Here is a 19,656-nt window from a genome sequence, read left to right on the forward strand (position 1 = left end):
AAAGGAGACCGACGAGTTACTAGTCGTAGCCATTGTGTTCACCGAATCAAGTTCACGGCGACTGCGTCTGTTCAGACCGCGCCGCACCCCTCAGGGGCGTTCAAAAACCGAGTCTGCCGGTTAGCGGAGCTCGTGTCGTTCGTCCGCGAAGCCAACCGTGACGAGGTACTCGAGGAACTCGTCGAACCGCTCAACGTCGCTAGGCGTGTCGGTCGCAAGGTGACGTGCCCACTCGATGGCCCACTGGAAGGCGGGATCCGTGCCGCCCTTGCCGTGAAGGTACCACCACCGGGCCGCTTTCAGCACGACCAGCGGATTCGTCGGCGGGTGTTCGCTGGCGAGCCCGCGGGTGATGGACTCGATTTCGTCGGGGACGTCGGCGGATTCGACCTCCGCTGATTGTGTGTTGTCGATATCGACCGGGATCTCGTCGATCGAGACGTTGTCGGGACTCTGTTGTTGACTCACTGGAAGTCACCTCTGAGAGCTTTCGAAGGAGCCCTCGCCCTCTCTGGGGGCACGAAAAACAGGTCGCGAAGTCACGCCGGCGGGAGGTAGACGCTCTGTTCGCCGGCGATCTCCTCCAGGTTGTTTCGATGACGGTGGCTGAAGTAGCACTCGTAGCTGCAGTAGCCACAGATAGCGCCGGTATCGTATTCGGCCACGTACGGGCCGCGGCGAGTTCGCCAGACGTTCGTCCCGCACTCGGTACAGGCGGCGTCCTCGAGATCGGCAGGACTCGGACCCTCGTACTCGACGTCGAGCCCCTCGTCTTGCGGTGTCGTTTCGGGCCAGATTCCGTGGGTCCTCCAAAACTCACGGACGCGAGCGAGGCTGTGTCGCACCGTCTTTCGCACGGTGACGTGGTCGGCGTCGCGACCGCTGTCGTCCCAGCCGTCGGCCGTCCAGAACTCACCGAACTGCGCGCCGCGATGCAGCCCGTTCCAGTCGACGCCGACGATGTCGGCTGGTGGCTCGTCCGTGAGTGTCGGTCGGGTCAACTGTCGAATGGCGTCGAGCTGCTTGGGCGGACTCCCGCCGAGGATGTGGACGCGCCGGCCTCTCCAATCGGCTGGGTCGGAGAACTCGTGGGCCAGGCGGTCGGCGTATCCCCGTGAATACCCGAGGATGAGGTCCTCGGGGATCGCGTCGATCACCGCTCGGGACTTTGGGACGATGATGAGATCGGCCTCTGGGTAGCTGGCCTGAATTTCACGAGCAGCGGCGACGTGGGCGTTGACGTCGTTGCGTTCGTAGACGTCACCGATGACGCCGACCTGTGGTTCGTGCTCGAAAAAGCGATCGACGAATCGGTCCAGATCGGGATTCCGGAAGTCGTTGTCGAGCATCCCGACGGGCAGCTTGAGGTCCTTATACTGCGTTTCTTGATACCTACAGTCCTCCCGAAAGCCCGGAAGATAGCCGAGAGCCAAAGCATCGGCGGCAAACGGAAGTCGATGAAGGAAGGCAATATGGTCTGCTTGTCTTGCGGTAGCGATTTCGCTAGCAGCACTGGAGGTTGAACTGAGTTCGAGGGACATAACTGGGTTCGCGAGGCCGCTGCTGGCCGCCCCGCGCCCCTTCCGGGGCCCGAAAAACGGGATCTACTCGACGTTAACCAACACAGGATGGTGTCTTGCTCCGACAGTTGGTTAAGACAGGTCGCTACTTCTCACTCTCACGCAACTCTTCGGCTTTCCACCGGAGGCGACGCAGAATCGGGGTCCGGTTCTGGTGTGCGTTCTCGTAGGCAACGCATTCCCGGAGTGTCTCCATGTCGGGGATCGTCGCGATTCCGGCCTCGATTAGTCGATAATTCGGTGCTTCGAGGCGCTTCTCGGGTGGGAAGTTGTCGTCACTCCCATCGCTGTCCGCGGAGTTCTCCATCTTGATCGCCCTCCACCCCTTGAGGGAGAGAAAAACAGACCAGACGACTAGCTCATCGTCGCGGCTTCAGGCCATCGCCTCTTGGAACCGCTCGCGGAGTGCATCCTCGCGCTCCTCGAACTGATCAACCTTCTCCTGTAGGTCGTCGCTGACCCGCTCGATGCTCGCCAGCGCCCGTTCGCCGGCGAGAGACGCTTGCGCCCCGTCGTCGCCGTCCGCCTCCAGTTGCTCTTCGTAGGCTCGCTCGACGCGCTCGATGGTGCCCTCTGGATTGAACAGAATGTCGTTGGCCGTCCGGACGTAGCCATCGAGGGATGCACCCTCCTTACCCTGGAAGAAGTGGGTGAGTGCGTACGTCGCGCCGGAATGGAGGGTCCACATATCGATCTCGACGGGTGAGGCGGCGTTGGCCTCCGCATCGCTCGCAGCGCGTTCGGCCAGGTAGTCCGGGAAGCCCAGCAGGCTGTAGAACTCCGTGACGGTGAACGGAAGTTCGGAGAAGTCGAGGTCGATGTCCTGTGCGTCCCGGATGAACTCGAAGAGGTCGTCGGCGACGAGTTCGACCTGTGCGAGGAGCTCCTCCCACCAGGTCCGGAAGTTGCGCACGTCGCCAACGTGCTTGATGACCTCCTTGTCGGTGAGCGAGCGCATCGTGTTCGAACAGTAGCCGTCCTGGGCGAACCCCTCCACGTAGACGGCGTGCTCGCCGAAGAAGTCGTAACCCGACGTGACGCCCATCGTGATCGGGTCCGACCGGCCGGGGAGGCGCACCTCGAGGCCGTCGAACATGATGTCCATGTGGACCTCGCCGCCGCCCCGGTAGCGCCGAATCTCGCCGAACATCACGTCACCCAGCGGCGTCCCGTCGATGGTCTCCTCACGAAGGACCTCTTCCAGCGGCCCGTAGACGTCGACCGGGTTGATGATCGCGTAGCTGTCCGTGGGGATGTGAAATAGTGGATCCGTCTGAGCGTCCCCCTCACGGGCCTGCGAACGTGCGCGATTCGGCTCGACGAGTGCGTTGAATCGCTCCGTCTCGACCCACTCGTCGGTGTATGGATTCTGGTACGCCACAGTCGTCTCGACGGCCTGCGGGAGGTCACGAATTCCCTCGGCGAAGGTCACGGGGTTGTCGCCCCCGTGACGTTGTCGATACCACTCGGGTAGTTCGGTGTCGGTACGTCCATCGACGCCAGCGAAGATGGTTCTGGCCTCTGGGTCTTTCATCGTAGTCACCTCGACGCAGGAACGCTCATCGACGGCTGCCTGCATCGTCTCGCGCCCTGCGCCCCTCTGCCGGGCGCAAAAACAACACCACGTTAACCAACACCGAACCCGTGGATGTGGGAAATCGTTGGTTAACAAAACCTAACGAGCGAGGCCTGTTCCCGGTCGGATTCAGCCGGAACCTCACAGAGAAACCGCCACTTCGGCCGCTCTCGGATTTGCTTGTCGGGACGGTTCCCTGCCTGTCCGGGTTCCGTCTTCCCAGCACAGTGCCAGCCCTTGTCTCTGAGCGCTTTGATCATCGAGCCGTCAAAGTCGGCTCGCACAAACGTCAGCAGAAGCCGAATGCCCCGCCGCCGGCCGTGACGACGCACGAACCGCTCCATCGATCGGGCAAGGGCGGCGGAGGCGAGATTGGGGAAGTTGACACCGATGCAGATCCGTGCGGCCTCGACGATTTCGTCACCCTCGTATCGCGTCCCGTCGTACTCCAGCGAGCGAATCAGCGGATAGCGCCACGTAACCGCACCCAGTAGCTGGTCCTGGTAACAGAGCCCGTGATGAACAAGGTTCGTCCGGGGGACACTGTCCATATAGGAATGATGGGCTTCGTAGATCGCGCCGGCGACGTGCCGCGGGATCGATTCGATATGGACGCGCTCTGCGAACCGCAACCCGAGCGGCGCCGTGACCGGCTGGCCGTCGCGATGAATGGGACACGAGCACCCCTCGGGAGTCCGCGTGTATTGGAACCCGGTACTCCGCCGCTGGCCGGGAGAACGTGCCTGAGTCACGAGTCAGTGCCGTCAGTCTGCTCTTGCCGATTATTGTACCGTTCCAGTTCGCGACCGATTTTCTCGAGTGCCTCGACCCCGCGTTCGAGCAGCTGGTGGGTGGCTCGCGACAGTCGAAGCCTCTCCATCAGTATTCCCCCTCCGGTGGCTCGATGAGGTCGTTGCTCTCGTCGACGAGGGCACGGATGGCCCGCTCGACATCGGCATCGTCCGAAACCGTCCGGCTTGCCAGGGGTGCCGGATAGGCGCGATCGCCCTGACTGCAAAGGACGGCCAGCCACCCGTCGGCTCCCTCACCGAGCACGATGTAGTGGTCGCGATCAGCGCGCTGGAAGACCCGCCGGTCGGGACGGGCGACCGTTCGCCAGTTCTCAGGGAGCGTCGGTGACGGCCCCCCGCCGTCGGGAAGGGCGACGACGTCGTCGGTGATCGTCGCCATCGCGGCGTCGATCTCTTCGCCGGTAAGGTGCCAGCAGGCCGCCGGACCGTCACACTCGAGTTGGCTGATCACGCGATTCCGGAACGCGATGTAGTGTTCTCTCGCGACCTGGGTATCGTTGTAGTAGTCGAGGAGGAGCCCGCAGGCGAGCTGTGCGGGCCCGCTTCCAGTATATCCCCACTCGAAGCCTGTCGGGCTGTGGTTGACCAGATCGAGACTCCGATCGGGAGTGAGACGCTGGTGTTCGGAGAGATTCAGAACGACGGCTTGACCGTCGACGCGAAACCCGATGTATTCGATGGAGTCGTCGCGACGGTGAGCGAGCGCTTCTGTCTGTACTACGTTCGACGTGTGGCGTCGTGTGTTCCCGTTCATCGGTACGTCGCGGGAGTGGTAACCCCCGCACCCCTCTCGGGGGTTCTACAAACAGATCCGGAAACGCTCTCGCCGTCCCTACTGGCTAGCTGCGGGGAACTCGAAGCCGCCGGTGTCGGTCTGTGACTCCTCCGAGTCGGTAGTTTCTGATTGGACTGTCCGGCGTGTCTCCTCCAGTTCCTCGCGGCGATCGTCGACGCTCTGATGGACGCTGATGTCGTGTTTCTCGCAGAGCGCTCGCTCGACCGCGAAGGTCATCTCGTCGAAATCGACTGCCGTGATGTCGACGTCTTCCGGTGAGGGCGTCTCATCAGCGACGTCGATGTCTCGCGACCAGGTATCAGCTGAAATGTCGCTGGTCGGGAGTCGCCACTCGTCGCCCTCGAGCTCTTCACGCAGGTACCGCGCGAATTCCTTGTAGTGGTCGAGCGCGATGTTCTTCGTCGATGAATCGGCCAGCAGCGCGATGGCGAGCTGATCAATGCGAGCCTCGTCGGCCTCCGGTCCCCAGTCGAATCCACCAGGGGCGCGGCGCAAGACGTGGAGGTGCTTGTCCAGTACGTCGCCATCGGGCGTGTACACCAGCTGTCCACCCATACAGCGTTCACCGCGGTACGCTCGGCCGGCGGTCATCGGAACTCACCCTTCCAGTGGCCCATACCTCGTGGTCGTTCCGGACGCTGGCGGGGGAAGGAATCCGACGGCCGACGGGCGGTGTCTGGACTGCGTCCGGTTCGCCGAGTGCTCGCGCTCGCGGTCCCAGTTGGTCGGGACCCGACGTACATCGGCTTTCGCGCTTGACTTCGCTCAGTGACGACCTCCCGATGGAGCATCGTACAGAGTTCCATGACGCTCTCGGCGAGAGCGAACGCCGCTGCTCGCGACTGGAGATCGTGCTGGCTGAAGAGGATCGTCCCATCGGCTCGGTCGACCCGAACCAGCCAGTCCGAGGGGTGCTGGACGTGACAGAGGACGGATTTCGAGAACTCGTAGGCGAACACGAAATGGTCGTCGTCTGTTCGGCGATGCAACCACCAGTAGTCAGGGGCGACCTCGCTGTTGCGCTCAGAACTCATCGGTTACCCGGGACGGATGTGTCGTCCCGCACCCCTTGCGGGACGAACAACAACAACGCTCACGTCGTCGCGACTTCGTCGTAACCGTCGGCAACGTATTTAGTTATAGCAAGATACTGTCCAATTACATTCGGATGGCTGTACTGGACGACCTCTCGGGGTTCGAGTTTGAGGACCTGATGGAAGACGTCTTCCGCAACCTCGGCTACGAGAATGTCCGCCAAGCTGAGAAGACGGCCGACGAAGGCCGGGATGTCATCATGGAGGAGGTCGTCGACGGGACCCGGCGTGCGATCATCGTCGAGTGTAAGCACACGGGAACCGTCGGCCGGCCGGTCGTCCAGAAGCTCCATTCGGCCATCGCAACGTTCGACTTCGAGGGTCCAAAACGCGGGATGGCCGTCACGACTGGCCGGTTCACGAAGCCGGCCCAGGAGTACGCCGAGCGCCTGCGCCAGAACGACGACCCACATCCGATCGAGCTGCTAGACGGTGAAGACCTCCGGGAGATCGCTGACGAGATCGGGCTTGACCTCTACAACGGTCGGATCGAGATCCTCTGTGACGAGACGCTTCGACCGTACGACCCGGCGGCCGATGTCGCCGCGTCCGTTCAGGAGGCATTCCGCGATATCGAGAATATTGAGGCGGCAGACATCCCAACGCCGTACTCGCAGGTGACGTTTCGTCCGGTTGTTGCGATCACCGCCGACACGAACGCCGTCTTCGAGACCTCTGTTGGCGTCATCCACCGCATCAATGATCGGACGCGATTCGTCGTCCATGCCGACCGCGGTCATCCGCGGGTCGCCGACAACGATGTTTCGACGCTGGTTACTGAGAACTTTCATGCGACAGTTGACCTCGATATCGAACGATTTGCAGAGACCTTCGACGACGTCGACGAACGACGCTACGGGCAGACCCAGACCGAGTACAAGGACTGGGCCGTCGACCGACTACAGGATCACCACACGACGACCGTGACCTACACCGGCGACAATAACGTCACGTACAACAAGACCTGCGAGCCGAACCGCTCGGATATCTCCATCCAGTCAATCGAGCCAGTCTACCTCCCCGAGGTTCGGCATACGACCGACCTGGGCGAGTACACCTACCCCTACGAGTACTATGCGGCGGGGCCCTCTCGGGCCACTACGGAGGACGGCATCCACCGGTGCGTCCACTGTAAGACCAGCGGCACCGACGAGACGTACACCTATTGTCCCAACTGCGGGGCGATCGCCTGCGACAGCCACATCAAAACCGAACGGCTCGAGCAGGAGCCGGTCTGTACGGGCTGCGCGGTCACCGAGCGGTTCGCGCTGAAGACGAAATACTTCTACGACGATCCGAATCGCGAGGCGTTCCGCGAGGAGTACGCCGCGATGCCGTTCCACCAGAAGGCGATGGAGAACAAACTCCTCGCTGCTGGTGGGGTGGTCGCGACGTTACTGATTGTTGTCGGCCTTCTCGCGATAAGTGGGATCGTCTAATCCCTCGTGATATTCCTACTCCACTCCGTACTGCTCTTTGAGCGCCATATACTCGGATTCGCTCGGAACGATGACGGGTAGCTCCTCTGTGTCGTCAAAATCCCCCTGTAATGGCCGATATAGCGCCTCCACAGTGGACTTTAGATCGTACCACTGTGCGATGTCCGCGATGGTTTCCCGGTCGATATCCAGCGTCTCGATCAACAGCATCGAATAACTCACCCGTCGAGAACCGCTATCGAGACGGAGCGTATGGCACACAATTTCGGCCGGGATGAGCTCTTCGTCCGGGGCGTACCAAAACGGAGGCTCACCAGCAAGGAAAAACTGGAGTCCGTACTCTGCATAGCGAGCCAGTCCGGTCATCTCCCAGTCCGATGCTGCTTGTAACGCCTCCGTATCCGCGGAGGTCTGTACACGAACGAGTGCGCGCTTCGGATCGCACCACACAATCGTTGCGCTCGGAGCGATCTCCCGGACCCGTGAGCGGTGCTCGTGCTGAACGATGGTACGAGCGAACGTCAGCAGCGGCGAGAGCTCCTCCCGAAGCGTGTATTTGGGGTCGGATCTGGAGAGTATCCCCCGATACTTGAGCGGTGCTAACGCGCTGTGAACGCCCTGTCGAGTAATCCCGAGTCTATCTGCGATCTCGGCGACGTGTCGTGGTCTATCGAGATACCAGCACACGCGAAGGGTAGCTGGAGAAAGTACCTCCGTCCAGTCAACGTGACTGAATTCAGCCCCGAGCGTTCGATAGGCTTCGGTGACCGGATGTTCCGCGGCGCGGACCCGCCGCTGGTTGTGTGAGCCACGGGCCTCAGCGAGTATCCCCTCTTCCAGCATCTCGTCGAGCACCTCGTAGAGATGCGCTCGTGAATATCCGGTCTCAGTCGCGAGTTCCGCAGGTGTGGCTTCTCGGCCGGTACTCAACGCATCAAGAACGGCGAGTCCGGCCTTCGAAATCATTTGAGTCCTTTTAATACTGAGTCATATAAATACGATTTGGGATTTTACTTGACGACAGCTTCGTCGCGAACCAGCTCTGTGAGTGCGTCCTTCAGCGAGCCACGGAATTGCCAGTTCGCCCGCTCGAAGGCTTCGTCGGTCGGGCCGTCCCAGCGGGGGAACGCTGAATGGCCGCTCACCTTGACCGTCCACTCGGCCGGCTCGTCGAATGCGTTCGTCGTCGGGAGTTCCACGACGTAGAGGAACTCCTCGTCGCCGTGGATGCCGTCAGCTGGATTCTCGACGCCGTGGCCCAGCAGGAACAGTGGTTGATCGAGGTGCTCCATGTTAGACGGCTCGAGAAGGTCTGCTGGCTGCGCTGCGTCGATCGTTCGCTCCGGGTCGCCGTCCAGATAGAGCCCGACCGTCGAGAGCTTGTCGAGGAACACGAACGTCGCTGCTGTGTAGGCTGGACCGCGTTCGGCGCGCGTCGCATCGAGAAGGTCCTTCAGTTGTACGAGATCGCGCAGGACACTCGCCGGATACCCGTCTGAATGGCGGTACACTTGTGCGACCCGTTCAGCGTCGCTTTCGCTTTCATCGGGCTGTTCGACTCGTTGGACGAATCGGAGTTGACTTCGAGTCGACATCGATCACCGCCGGCGCGTGTGCGCCGGCACCCATCACCGGCGCAACAACAAACTCGCCGCTGCGACTGGCTCGACAGCTGCTACGCTAGATGTGACACCTCGTCTGGTTCCTCGACATCGTCGAACTCGCCCCGCTCGACCGGTTCCCAGTCGTCCCCCGGTGCTGGACTCCACCAGTCGACCTTGTAGGCACCTGGTGCGCCGAGTATCTTCACCCGTGCTGATCCGTCAGGGAGGTCGCGTCGTAGCTTCTCGTCGACGTGAAGGTTCCACGTCGAGTCCGTGTCGAAGCAGGCGAGGACGGCTTCCTCGTAACCACGCGTTTCTCGGGATTCTCGGAGGACGACCTGCGTGTTACAGTTCTTGCAGAAGACGCCCTCGAAGGGAATGTGACTGAACACCTCGTGCCCGCAGACGGGACACCAGAGGAACTCGAACAGTGCCTCACTGTGTCGGTTGAGTACTTCCAGGCTCATTGGTGGACTGGCCCGGTCGAACCGGGCCACCCGTTCCTGCCCGGACGAAAAACAGCGAGGCGGACGCCCGCTCGATCACCGCTCGCCGCCGTAGACGATCCGTGATGGTGCTTCGTACCCGCAGTCCGGGCAGTCGAACCAGCGCTGAACCTTCGCCCCATCTGCTGACTTCTCACCGACGAGGACCTCGTCGTTCGGGCACTCGGGACAATTCAGTTCGGGCGTAGGCCGCTTCCGGAGAACGTCCCGGAACGATTTCGCGTCTTTCGTCTCGTAGCCTCGCGACCACACCGGGTAGCCGTCGACGAGGATCGCGCCACGCCACTTGTAGCGGTAGGAGTCTGGCGCTCTGTGTAGGATAGCCCGAGCGCCAGTCTCGGTGTTTCGATACGCGAGCGTTGGCGTGCGGCTTTCTCGTGCCCAGTTGGTGATCCGTGGCATCGTCGGTTAGAAGTGAACGTCCGCGGGGACGATCCAGAGCGTTTGACTGTCCTCCTCTTCCTCGAGGACACGATCCAGCTGGCCGCGATGCCGAATCCCCTGTGCGTGCTGATCGTACATCGGGATGGACGGCCCCTCGTAGGCGCCGACCTGGTGGAACGCGTGCCGGGTGAGGTCTTCGTCGCGCATGATCGCCTCGTCACTGAGCTCGTCGAGTGCCTCCTTCACGCGGTCGAGATTTCGCTGAAACTCTTCCTTGGTGGCCTTCCAGGCTCGGTCGAGGAGCTCACCGCCCTCCTCTGAGTTGATTGGGGCTGCCGTCGGCAGGTCTCCCCAACGCGCTTTCCCGGCGACCGTCGTATCGTCTTCGTCGAAGGTGCAGTAGTAATCAAACACGGCGCAGCCGTGGGGATTCGCCCCGACGAGACGGTCGAAGACCGCTTTCCCTTCGACCAGGGCGTCGTGCTGAGTCGGTGCTTCGACTAAGGCGTAGATGACCATATGCATCTTCGTTCACCTCACAACGCCGACTCACCGGGCTCTGGTCCGCTCTGTCTACTCGGTGCGCCGGCACCCATCGCCGGCGCTCGAAAAACCTGGTTCGGGAGATCGCGTTCAGGAGTCGGCCGCACGCTCGACGGTGATCGTCAAGTCGCCGGACTCGTAGTTCGCCTCGAATTCAACGCTGAACGCGTCCGAATTGTAGGCGGCGTGGTAAGCACGATGTAGTTCGAGTGATCCGGTCGCCTTGAAGTGGAAGAACGCAGCCGCCGTGTAGGGCTTGCTCTGGGTTTCGATCTGCGTTTCGACCGAGGCCGGGAGCGCGATTTGGGGCGTGTCCGTGTCGATGCTCGCTGCGAACTCAGTCGCTTCCTCGACGGTTGCCTGTGAGTGTGCGGGTGTCTCGCCGGTCAGTACGTTCACCGGTTTTTCCGTCTCGTCGGTGAACAGGACGTCTTCGAAGGTGCGTGTCCCGAGGACTGCGTCGGGACCCAACTCGCAATCGTGGAATGGATCGGCGTCTGGTTTCTCGGGCATCAAATCACGAGCCCACGGTGGGCTCAGTCCTTTCTGCCCCAGACAAACTACCATCTGCTTCGACGCAGATCGGCCTATGAGCGGCTGATTTTGGCGCCGGTAGACGGTGCTTCACCGCCCGGAATTCGCAACTCCTGACGCTCCCCGACCCACTCACCGAGCTTCTGCTTGAGGTACTGACGAGCCGTCGACTGGGTGAATACACCCTTGTCGAGCATATCGCCGGCGACGTCTTTCAGCGCCTGGAACTGCCCCTGTAGGTGGCCGTCGCCGACCGGGTCGCCGTCGTACCAGCGCACCGTCGCGAGTGCGCCGTTCCCGACTGTCTCGCCCTGTTCGACCGTCTCCGAATCGTACTGTAAACCGAACCACAGCGTCCGGTAGGCCGTTACCTCGAACGTCGTCCACACCACGTAGAACGCCTCGTGATGAAGGTAGTCGAGGTGGTCAGCGATGATCTCCTCGAGCGTGAGGCCAGTGGCGCGGGGCTTCGGCTCGACGACCGTCGACGGCCGGTCCTCGTCGACTAGGTAGCCGCCGCCGGCATCTGCCTCGAGGCCATCAGCTAATTCCGCCAGCAACTGTTTCGCCCACTTGGAGTCCGTGTCGTCGCCACCGAACGGCGACTCCGACGAGATTTGATGTTTGAGCTTCAGATTCGCTGCGCCCCAATGAGAGTAGTGGAGCGTGTACTGTCCGTCGGTTCGCTCGTACGCAACAAGTGCGCGGTGACCCATTGACCAATCACCTCGCAGGGCGACTGCGACTGGATCGCCCCGCACCCCTTCCGGGGGATGAACAACGCTACTCGTCGATCGGTTCAGGGGAACTGAGATCCGCGTGGAGGACCTCACCGTCTCGAACAACGTACCGTTTCGCCAGCACGGGGAAGCGGCACTTGGTAAACCCCGCCGTCTGGATATCGAGTTCCTCGTTGGCTTCGAGATAGCCGGCGAGTTCTCGCAGGAATTCGTGGGTCACGATGCCGCCTTCGTAGTCCGGGAGGCCGTTCTCTCGTGTCTCATACACCTCGAAATCATCGCACCCCCAGATGGTGAGTTCGCCGTCCTCGGTGACTTCCCAATCGAGCGTCCCGAAGCAGTAGCTCTCACAGAGCTCGCGGACTGCCTGTGGGTCCGATACGATCGCGCTGGTTGACGTCGTCGCAGCTTGTAGTGTCGCCATGTCTGGACTCGCGGGGAAGCCCCGCACCCCTCTTGGGGGGCGATAAACCGCCACTGGAGGTGCCCCTGGCGTCGACGGCGACGCTGATCAGTCGTCTGTTGGGGTGTCTGGTCCGCTCCCGTCTTCTGGTCCCGTGAGTAGGCTCACTTCTTCCAGGAGGTCTCTTGCAGTCTCGACTCGCTCTCGATCCGCGTCGTCCAACCGCTCGACGTCGAGGCGGCTGAGATTGCTGAGTACACGATGCATCCGGTAGCCCTGTTCGACTTGCTGATTCATCGGTAGCGCCTCACCACTCGCCGGCGCGGATAGACACTCCACGTGACTGTCGTCGTCGCATCAGAGTCGCCACCAGTGCTCGTCGAGACGCGTTGCCGCCAGGAGGTCACTCTCACACCCGTCGTCCAGCATTGTGTCCGGGCTGTGGGATGCCTCGCCGGTCGGCCGTAGTTCCTCAAAGTCAGAATATCGGTCGTACATCGGTTGGCTCATAACTTCTGTCGGTATCGCATTTCAACGTCCGGACGCCTTCGCCCGCAAGTCACTCTTGATTATGCGAGACAGTACAAACATATATGGGAGCAGGGCGCGAACACGGTACCAAGAGGTGCCAACCATGACCGAATCCTCGCGAGATGGGGTCCAATCGTGGACTGAGTCGATGAGCGCCCGCGACCGCATTCGGGCGGTCGCCGAGTCACTTCGCGAACCCCGCTCAGTTAATTGGATCAGCGAGCAGGCCGACGCCGCCTGGAGCACGACCAACGAGGAACTTCAGGATCTCGTCGACCAGGGCCAATTGCGTCGCGTCGAGGCCGGCGAGACCACGCACTACCAGCCGGACTACACGCGACTGCTCTTCGAGGAGATCCGCACGCTCATCGAGGAAAACACCCGCGAGGAGCTGCGGAGCGAATTGGCCGCGATTACCGAGGAGATCGAGGAGTGGCAGGCAACCTACGACGTCGAGACGTGGGAGGATCTTGAACAGTCGCTCGCCGACGGCGATCTCGCAAGTGCGGAGCTCCGGGAGCGCCGCGACGTCATCGCGTTCTGGCGTGAGAACGAGGAGGATCGCCGCCTCATCAAGCACGCACTGGAACTCTACTCCGACGTCGAAGCCGCCCGCGAGCAGATGACCGACGTGGCTGACCGCGCCACGAGCTAACTCTCCTCTCTCACAGAATGATCTTTCTTGCCGGTCGCGACCGCTATACACAGCGGACCCTCCTCCGCGACGTTCACGACCGATTGACGAACCAGCCAGGGTGTGAAGAGGTCCGCTATCGCCCGTCTCGACGCCGACCCCGGTACGTCATCGCGGATGTCGATCCGACGACGTTTCTGAGTGACTCGTACGACGCGACGACAGCACGGCTGGAGATTCGCTTCTGGTACCCCGCCGGCGTCGACCACGAATACTACCGCATAAACTGGGTCGAACCGGACCGAAATCTGATGCTCGGCTTCCACCAAGATGCCGACCATCCGGACCTTGGCCCCTGTCATATCCAACTCAATCACGAAGACACGCCGGTTGATCGGCACGAGGCAACGTTTCTCGATGCGCATCCACTCGCCGTCCTCGATGACCGACTACAGCAGTTCCCGCCCGCGCTAGATGCGATTCACTGGAAGAATGGAGCGCCCTCGCTCCCTGACTGGCCCGTCTAGACAGCGAGTTCATCGAGCGTCTGGAGATGCGTCCGGACCGTGGTTGGCGTGACGTTTTCGGACTCGGCGATGTCACGTTGCGTTACCCACTGCCCTTGTTCCCGCCCAGATTTGTGGAGGCAAGCCGCTGCGAACCCTGCCGAATGAACGCCCGGCGTGACTGACGTCGGACTTGAGGGTACTCACCGTATTAACCAACAGAAGCCAGCTCTATCGGAGACTGTTGGTTAATCGGCCAAATTCCTCCTGTCCTATTCGGGAGCAGGCCCGTAGCGACCTGTGCCACACACCTGGCACTCCCAGATTGGTTGGCCCGTCCAGGTCTCGTCAGGGAGCGATTCGTGTGTACTGAACCGATGTTCTGTTTCGGCCGTGCAGTGCTGGCACTCGAGGACTGTAACAGTCGGAATTTCGGCTCTGGCACTGGTGGATCCCGTTTCGATGGGTACTGCTTCAACAGCGATTGCTGGGACGATCCACAGCTGATCGTTGTCGCCGAGAGTGTGTTCGAGGGCCGACTCATCACGAATCCCCTGCCCACGCTCGTCGTAGACGCGTGGAATCTCCGTCTGAGGGCGATTCTTTCTATTGACCACTTCCCATCCTGTTCGGTCACGGGCCGCTGACAGCAACGTGTCGCCGACCGCTGAGGTCACCTCAGTAGCAGCGGGGAGTGTAGGCCAGTCCTCGGTTATCTGGGGTGCGGGCTCGTCCTCGAGATCATAGATGAGCGTACAGTCGTCGACGGACTCATCGGGGGCTGATGTGAGGAGCGACGCTGCTGCTGCCCCTTTCGCGACAGCAGCATAGAACGTCCCAGCCTCGACGAGGAACTGGATCACACCACGGAGCGTCTGCTCGGTATCCCCGGATCCTGCCTCTGACGCGATGTCAAGTTCGTGGTCGAGACAGAACCGACATTTCCGCTGCCCAGCTGGGATCGATGCTCCACAGGAGACACAGGCACGGTCTGTTTCGGTTGTTCCGTCCGGATACCCGCCCGAATACGAGGCTTCACGCTGGCGGGTTGGCTGGCCGTCTGCTGGCTGATCCAGCGCCGGGTCCGGTATGAGAGCGCCTTCCCCGACAGGCTGGAACGCCTCTCGATCCGAGTTGCGGTCAGTCATCGATTCGCTCCGCGTTTCCTTCGGTTTGGTATTTAAACTCGAGGGTGAGAAAGCTCAGGTACCGATTCGGCGACTACAGTTCTAAAATGGTCGCCCGAGACGGAGTCAATCACGGAGCTCAGCGACCGCTCGACCGACCTCGCGAACGTGCTCACTCCGCTCGATGTCGAGCTCTGTAGACAGAAACTCCACGGTCTCTTCGAGATCCATACCGGTCGATAGACTCTCCGTCTGTATGTAGGTACTCCTCTATCGTATCTCAGATCGCTTGGAGTTCGTCCCGCCGGCTCCGAAGCGTCACGACTGATACCTCGGCTGCCGAGGCGACGGTAGACTGGGTGATCAACGCGCCCTGCTCTTGGGCGGCCAGATAGACACAGGCGGCTGCGACGCCTGTTGGCTGACAGCCGTTCGTGAGAGCTGTCTCCTCGGCGCATGCTGCGAGTTCGTTCGCCCGGCGTTGGATGTCGTGATCTAACTCCAGCTCCGAGATGAGGCGGGGAATGAACGATGTCGGGCGCATAGGTGGTGTTGGCAGCTTCAATTCACGGTTCAGTGTTCGGTAGGCGTTGGTGACACGTGAGGACTCGACTCGGGCGGCATCGACGATGTCCTCGAGAAGGAGCGGGCGTTGGTTACACCGGCAGGTGCCGTAGACACTCGCTGCGGCGATGGCCTCGATGGATCTGCCTCGAAGCAGATCCTCGCTCTGGGCGCTCCGGAAGAACTGGCATGCTTGGTCACGAACCGACTCGGAGAGTTCGAGCGTACTCGCCAGCCGGCGCACTTCGCCCAGCCCGTGTGCGAGGTTCCGTTCCGCTTTGGATCGCCAGCGACCACGGGTTTGCTCACGTCGCATCCGGGCCAGCCGCCGGCGTTTCTGCCCTGAGAGTTCGTTCCCGTGTGCATCGGTTCTGTGGCCGATTTCGGTTGAGAGGCCTCGATCGTGACGGGTTGCAGTGAGTGGTGCGCCTGTTCGCTCGCGCTCGTCTGCATCGTACGCTCGCCACTCCGGCCCGTGATCGATACGTTGTTCCTCGATAACGAGTCCACAGTCCTCGCAGACCGTTTCCTTGATATTCGTAGTGACGTGTCCGTGGCATTCGGGACACTGGTTTGCGCCCGACTCCGTTTGGACGTCTTCGTCGAATCCAGTCGCGTAGATGTCTCTCGTTGCCATAGTTCTCACCGTATTGAGGAACTCGCCAGTACGGCGAACCCCTCACCCATTGAGGGGGACAACAGACTCCTGGCTCTACACGTCGGGGGTCGAAAGTTGGAGCCGAACTATTAGACCCACAGCAACTGTCGCACCGGATATAAGACGTTGACGTCCGTGTATATGGGTCTAACCGGCGTATTTTACTGAGCTATACCGATGAGGTTGCCCAGTAATTAGAATTATAATACAGAATGGGAATAATGTTGTATGGGAACGGCAACCCGGAACCGATCCGGGGCATCCAACGCTGGTTATGAAGACGCGAAACGCGAGTTAGCTGATGCTGCGGGTGATAAAGATGCTGCTAGGGCAAGTGAAATCTATTTCAAGGTGATTCTGGCTGCTCAACCGAACGGTGCAGCTAAAGTTCCAGCATATCTAGCAGTCCGGTACGGCTCTGAATTCGTGATAAAAAGCCATCAAAATGGTGTCGAGTCTGCCACTAGAGATGTTGGTGCCTCAGTGGCAAAAGAGGTCGTTGCAGCAGGCGCCTCTGAAGCCGTTGTTGAGCAAGCCTCAAAAGAGGCTGCCAGTCGAGGCCTTGCTGATGGATCTCAGGGAACAGACCGAGCCTTCTCTGGGTCCGCAGAACGAGCAATGGAAAGTGCGATGGGTGACATTATGACCGAAGGAGCTGATGCTCTTGAACGACACCGAGATTCAAAATAATATTGACGAGTTCGTAGAGGCCCATGGCGTTGAAGGATTTTTCCGAGTATACTTTCGGGAGTATCTGTTCCAGCTGCTTAACGAGGAAATTGAGGCAGCTACAAATGACCCCGAGTCAGACTCCGCTCTTCAACTCCATTTCAGCCAGAACGTTGAGACTGACCAAGAGCTGGAGGAATTTGAGGAACAACTACGAGATCAGTGTGCCGACCGGGCGGATGAGTTGGTCGAAAAAATACAGGAACAGCCCGAATTGGCACCAATTTTCGAAGATGCCGATGTGGAGTTACTGGAGCATGAGGATGTAGAGGAAATGATTCGGCATACTATGCATGAGATGATTGAGGCGTGGGAGGACGAGGATTTTTGAAGGGAACTAAGCGATTCCTGATTAAGTCCGGGACCGGATCGACTCTTAGCGAAGCAGACTCGGACTACACCATAGTCGTCGACGATTATCGGACCGAGGCCGAAACGGAAGGTAGTCGTCTAATAAAGTACAAGAAGAAGGTTCTCAATGATCTGTTCGGTCACAGTCCTCCTCCAACAGTCACGGCGTTGGTTGAGCTTGCACTCGGTACGTATGCAGCGGACCGTTTGGTGAAGCGAGGGCCAACTGGTGCGAAAGATGACGGGGAGGAAATGCTGAAATCACGGCAGATACAGATTTTGTACCCTGTTGTCGACGTGGAAAAATGGCAACCGTTGGAGTCTGAATTGAATCACGCTGTTAGCTTCATCTCGCGTGATAACTTTCAGTATCGGTTTATCGATGCGATAGACGAGGACCAGTCTATTGATGAGAGCGATGGTAGACACTATGATCAGTTGCCTGAGGCTGATTCTGTTGCACTTTTTTCTGGTGGATTGGATAGTTTGGGTGGCCGATTTCACCTCGCTGATGAGGGCCTCAATCCTCATTTTGTCAGTGTGGATCATGGTCGAAACGTCGGCCATCTAGTGCGGAATTTTGACCATCTCTTCGATGGTAATCTTACTTCAGTTGGTGTCGACGAGGAGTTCTCTGCATACGAAGATACGCAGTTCACTCGGTCATTCATGTACTTCGCCTTTGCTGCCGCTGTCGCGGTAGCCCTCGATGTTGATGATATCTATGTCCCCGAGAATGGTGTCCTCTCACGATTCTCCTCGCTGGAATCCGGCTGGACGACGACTCGCACGGTCCACCCACTGTTTGTTAAGAGCTTGAACCGAATTTTTGAGGAACTATTTCCGGCCCGTAAACTGGAAATCACCAATCCGTTCCTTGGCTACACGAAGAAGGAGGTCGTCGACTGTATCCCAAACAAAGAGGATATCTTCTTTACTCGAACGTGTCCCCATCCACGTGAATTGTCGCAGGGAAAGAACGCTGCCGGACACCCATACAACTGTGGTGAGTGTATTCCTTGCCTTATCCGTATTATTGGTCTGGTAAACAGCGAGCACAATATACAACCAGACGAGTTGATGTTAGACAAGAACCATCTCTTGAACTTTGACTTCTCAACCGCGGGTGTGGAGAATATTCCCCAATCCGAACAGAGTCGACAGTCCAGTTTGTCAGTGTTTTTGTTGGGTTTGAATGCCCATCTCTCGTTCGCGTATCGTATCCAGACTTCGACTCAAAAGGAACTGGTATCATCTCATCCTGAGCTTCTCGATCCCGATATACTAGGGCTCTATGAGCGGTTTAGCAGGGAGATATTCCGGACTATGAAGTTCTTCGCAGCTGAAAACCCAACGCTGGAAGACTACGTCACAGAGTTTCTTTCCTTAGAGAACAAAGAGCTCGCCAGCCTGAAGTAGTAGTCCACTATTGTTGGCGGATATTCGGGAGTATGATAAGATCTAGGCACATCTGGCTACACAATGATATCTCGTGCAAAACTTAACCGTTGGACACACTCGGAAACGGCGAATCAAGAAGAAGCCCGAGATACTAATCGCGATCTCCGGGATGATCTAGAAGAAGGCGGGCTCCAGGGTGTCAGTGAAGGGTTAGAATTCGCCACCCTCCTCCAAGGTTCGTACCGGAACACGACTATGGTGTACAATTCCGGTGACGTAGACATCCTTGTTATTCGGACGGACACCTTCCATGGGGATTTCTCATATGTCCCTGATCACGCTGTCAGCCATTCCCCCGATCGAAATCCACACCAGATGTTCGAGGAGCATGCCGAAGGCGTGTATCGAACCCTTCAAGCCCAATACGGGACACGCAACGTTGAACGTGGTGAGAAGGCAATAGAAGTGGATAGTGATGAGTTGCCCCTTGGGGCCGATGTCGTTCCTTGTCTCCAGTATCGACGATTTTGGTCACGCCAGCCAGGAAACCATATGAAAGGAATTGTATTCTGGACTCCAGACGGGACGAAGATCATCAATTTCCCACGCCGTCATCGAATTATGGGCACTAGATACAACGAATATACAAACGGAAATTACAAACCAACGATTCGTATTTTTAAGAACTTCAGGAATACACTTGCAGAGAACGGCACTATTGAGAAGGAAAACGCCGCATCATACTTCATCGAATGTCTCCTCTCAAACGTTGAGACTGCTACCATAGCAAAGGATGATATTCGCGATCGAGTTGAAGGAATTCTCGACGAACTCGAAGCCGACGCCGAAGAAGGATTCCCTGACTATACCGTACAGCATGGGATGCAACCGTTGTTTGGTGACGAGACGACACAGTGGGATGTCGAACACGCCAGGGCGTTCATCAAAGAGGCCAGACGCTTCTATGAAGAGGATTAGTAGCGATGCATACCTACTCAACGGACAACGACAATAGGCCGACTGTATACGGTATTCTTGGATTCGCAGCCTATGCAGCCGCCCTTGCCGTGGGATGGCTTTCAACAACCCTTAGTGCAGTAATACCCGCAGTCGCGGGCATTACGACCTCATGGGGTGTGGGATC

28 protein-coding genes are annotated in these 19,656 nt (G+C 59.3%); 7 read left to right on the plus strand and 21 right to left on the minus strand.

All coding sequences use genetic code 11. The features are described 5' to 3' along the window. Positions 1 to 120: 120 nt before the first annotated feature. The 9 genes from C437_RS14530 to C437_RS14565 form a co-directional block, all read right to left on the minus strand. Complete coding sequence (locus tag C437_RS14530) at positions 121 to 468, minus strand: hypothetical protein (protein WP_004517738.1); 348 nt, start codon at positions 466 to 468, stop codon at positions 121 to 123. A 71-nt stretch (positions 469 to 539) separates the two neighbouring features. Next, positions 540 to 1,541: a DUF6610 family protein gene (locus C437_RS14535; RefSeq protein ID WP_004517739.1), complete on the minus strand. Its 1,002-nt coding sequence runs from the start codon at positions 1,539 to 1,541 to the stop codon at positions 540 to 542. A 124-nt stretch (positions 1,542 to 1,665) separates the two neighbouring features. Beyond that, positions 1,666 to 1,887, minus strand: coding sequence for a hypothetical protein (locus tag C437_RS14540; RefSeq protein ID WP_004517740.1), 222 nt, complete (start codon positions 1,885 to 1,887; stop codon positions 1,666 to 1,668). Between the two features lie 66 nt (positions 1,888 to 1,953). Next, positions 1,954 to 3,114: a hypothetical protein gene (locus C437_RS14545; RefSeq protein WP_049919830.1), complete on the minus strand. Its 1,161-nt coding sequence runs from the start codon at positions 3,112 to 3,114 to the stop codon at positions 1,954 to 1,956. A 131-nt stretch (positions 3,115 to 3,245) separates the two neighbouring features. Then, complete coding sequence (locus tag C437_RS14550) at positions 3,246 to 3,908, minus strand: hypothetical protein (RefSeq protein WP_004517742.1); 663 nt, start codon at positions 3,906 to 3,908, stop codon at positions 3,246 to 3,248. After that, complete coding sequence (locus C437_RS21140; protein ID WP_004517743.1) at positions 3,905 to 4,036, minus strand: hypothetical protein; 132 nt, start codon at positions 4,034 to 4,036, stop codon at positions 3,905 to 3,907. Before C437_RS21140 ends, C437_RS14550 begins: the two co-directional genes overlap by 4 nt. Beyond that, complete coding sequence (locus C437_RS14555) at positions 4,036 to 4,722, minus strand: DUF6166 domain-containing protein (RefSeq protein WP_004517744.1); 687 nt, start codon at positions 4,720 to 4,722, stop codon at positions 4,036 to 4,038. The genes C437_RS21140 and C437_RS14555 overlap by 1 nt, the downstream gene beginning before the upstream one ends. A 78-nt stretch (positions 4,723 to 4,800) precedes the next feature. Next, positions 4,801 to 5,319, minus strand: a complete 519-nt coding sequence (locus C437_RS14560) for a DUF6166 domain-containing protein (protein ID WP_241431693.1) — start codon at positions 5,317 to 5,319, stop codon at positions 4,801 to 4,803. A 32-nt stretch (positions 5,320 to 5,351) separates the two neighbouring features. Further along, on the minus strand, positions 5,352 to 5,798 hold the full coding sequence (locus tag C437_RS14565) for a hypothetical protein (protein WP_049919828.1): 447 nt from the start codon (positions 5,796 to 5,798) through the stop codon (positions 5,352 to 5,354). Between the two features lie 134 nt (positions 5,799 to 5,932). Here C437_RS14565 and C437_RS14570 point away from each other — a divergent pair, with 134 nt between their 5' ends. Beyond that, complete coding sequence (locus C437_RS14570) at positions 5,933 to 7,297, plus strand: restriction endonuclease (RefSeq protein WP_004517747.1); 1,365 nt, start codon at positions 5,933 to 5,935, stop codon at positions 7,295 to 7,297. A gap of 15 nt (positions 7,298 to 7,312) precedes the next feature. Here C437_RS14570 and C437_RS14575 read toward each other — a convergent pair whose 3' ends face one another. The 10 genes from C437_RS14575 to C437_RS20690 form a co-directional block, all read right to left on the minus strand. Further along, complete coding sequence (locus C437_RS14575; RefSeq protein ID WP_004517748.1) at positions 7,313 to 8,263, minus strand: helix-turn-helix domain-containing protein; 951 nt, start codon at positions 8,261 to 8,263, stop codon at positions 7,313 to 7,315. A 44-nt stretch (positions 8,264 to 8,307) separates the two neighbouring features. Further along, positions 8,308 to 8,892: a hypothetical protein gene (locus C437_RS14580; protein WP_004517749.1), complete on the minus strand. Its 585-nt coding sequence runs from the start codon at positions 8,890 to 8,892 to the stop codon at positions 8,308 to 8,310. A gap of 80 nt (positions 8,893 to 8,972) precedes the next feature. Then, positions 8,973 to 9,368, minus strand: coding sequence for a DUF7567 family protein (locus C437_RS14585; protein ID WP_004517750.1), 396 nt, complete (start codon positions 9,366 to 9,368; stop codon positions 8,973 to 8,975). A 75-nt stretch (positions 9,369 to 9,443) separates the two neighbouring features. After that, positions 9,444 to 9,809, minus strand: a complete 366-nt coding sequence (locus C437_RS14590) for a DUF7568 family protein (protein WP_004517751.1) — start codon at positions 9,807 to 9,809, stop codon at positions 9,444 to 9,446. A 6-nt stretch (positions 9,810 to 9,815) separates the two neighbouring features. Continuing rightward, the gene (locus C437_RS14595; protein WP_004517752.1) at positions 9,816 to 10,316 is read right to left on the minus strand and encodes a hypothetical protein; all 501 of its coding nucleotides are present in this window, start codon (positions 10,314 to 10,316) and stop codon (positions 9,816 to 9,818) included. Between the two features lie 108 nt (positions 10,317 to 10,424). Further along, complete coding sequence (locus C437_RS14600) at positions 10,425 to 10,847, minus strand: hypothetical protein (protein ID WP_004517753.1); 423 nt, start codon at positions 10,845 to 10,847, stop codon at positions 10,425 to 10,427. 74 nt (positions 10,848 to 10,921) lie between these two features. Further along, complete coding sequence (locus tag C437_RS14605; protein ID WP_004517754.1) at positions 10,922 to 11,584, minus strand: DUF6735 family protein; 663 nt, start codon at positions 11,582 to 11,584, stop codon at positions 10,922 to 10,924. A gap of 67 nt (positions 11,585 to 11,651) precedes the next feature. Beyond that, entirely contained in the window at positions 11,652 to 12,032 is a 381-nt protein-coding gene (locus tag C437_RS14610) for a hypothetical protein (RefSeq protein WP_004517755.1), read from the minus strand. Positions 12,033 to 12,119: 87 nt separating this feature from the next. After that, complete coding sequence (locus tag C437_RS14615) at positions 12,120 to 12,308, minus strand: hypothetical protein (protein ID WP_049919829.1); 189 nt, start codon at positions 12,306 to 12,308, stop codon at positions 12,120 to 12,122. A gap of 60 nt (positions 12,309 to 12,368) precedes the next feature. Next, the gene (locus C437_RS20690; RefSeq protein WP_004517757.1) at positions 12,369 to 12,509 is read right to left on the minus strand and encodes a hypothetical protein; all 141 of its coding nucleotides are present in this window, start codon (positions 12,507 to 12,509) and stop codon (positions 12,369 to 12,371) included. A gap of 136 nt (positions 12,510 to 12,645) precedes the next feature. Between C437_RS20690 and C437_RS14620 the strand changes: the two genes are divergently transcribed. Next, entirely contained in the window at positions 12,646 to 13,197 is a 552-nt protein-coding gene (locus C437_RS14620) for a DUF7342 family protein (RefSeq protein ID WP_004517758.1), read from the plus strand. 17 nt (positions 13,198 to 13,214) lie between these two features. Further along, the gene (locus C437_RS14625) at positions 13,215 to 13,703 is read left to right on the plus strand and encodes a hypothetical protein (RefSeq protein ID WP_004517759.1); all 489 of its coding nucleotides are present in this window, start codon (positions 13,215 to 13,217) and stop codon (positions 13,701 to 13,703) included. A gap of 251 nt (positions 13,704 to 13,954) precedes the next feature. On the opposite strand, the gene C437_RS14630 is transcribed toward C437_RS14625, so the two are convergent. Together C437_RS14630 and C437_RS14635 are read right to left on the minus strand one after the other, a co-directional pair. Next, positions 13,955 to 14,830 carry a biosurfactant protein 1 gene (locus C437_RS14630; protein ID WP_004517760.1) on the minus strand — a complete coding sequence of 292 codons (876 nt, stop codon included), beginning with the start codon at positions 14,828 to 14,830 and terminating at the stop codon, positions 13,955 to 13,957. Between the two features lie 259 nt (positions 14,831 to 15,089). Next, complete coding sequence (locus C437_RS14635) at positions 15,090 to 16,010, minus strand: transcription initiation factor IIB (protein ID WP_004517762.1); 921 nt, start codon at positions 16,008 to 16,010, stop codon at positions 15,090 to 15,092. A gap of 249 nt (positions 16,011 to 16,259) precedes the next feature. Here C437_RS14635 and C437_RS20225 point away from each other — a divergent pair, with 249 nt between their 5' ends. The 4 genes from C437_RS20225 (at position 16,260) to C437_RS14650 (ending at position 19,490) form a co-directional block, all read left to right on the plus strand. Next, the gene (locus tag C437_RS20225) at positions 16,260 to 16,721 is read left to right on the plus strand and encodes a hypothetical protein (RefSeq protein WP_139175339.1); all 462 of its coding nucleotides are present in this window, start codon (positions 16,260 to 16,262) and stop codon (positions 16,719 to 16,721) included. Beyond that, positions 16,690 to 17,091, plus strand: coding sequence for a hypothetical protein (locus C437_RS14640; RefSeq protein ID WP_004517764.1), 402 nt, complete (start codon positions 16,690 to 16,692; stop codon positions 17,089 to 17,091). Before C437_RS20225 ends, C437_RS14640 begins: the two co-directional genes overlap by 32 nt. After that, positions 17,088 to 18,530, plus strand: a complete 1,443-nt coding sequence (locus tag C437_RS20850) for a hypothetical protein (protein WP_004517765.1) — start codon at positions 17,088 to 17,090, stop codon at positions 18,528 to 18,530. The genes C437_RS14640 and C437_RS20850 overlap by 4 nt, the downstream gene beginning before the upstream one ends. Before the next feature lie 63 nt (positions 18,531 to 18,593). Then, positions 18,594 to 19,490 (plus strand): nucleotidyltransferase family protein, encoded by an 897-nt coding sequence (locus tag C437_RS14650; RefSeq protein ID WP_206537049.1) that lies wholly within the window; start codon positions 18,594 to 18,596, stop codon positions 19,488 to 19,490. Positions 19,491 to 19,656: the final 166 nt, after the last annotated feature.

Source organism: Haloarcula vallismortis ATCC 29715 (genome assembly GCF_000337775.1).
Taxonomy (GTDB): Archaea; Halobacteriota; Halobacteria; order Halobacteriales; family Haloarculaceae; genus Haloarcula; species Haloarcula vallismortis.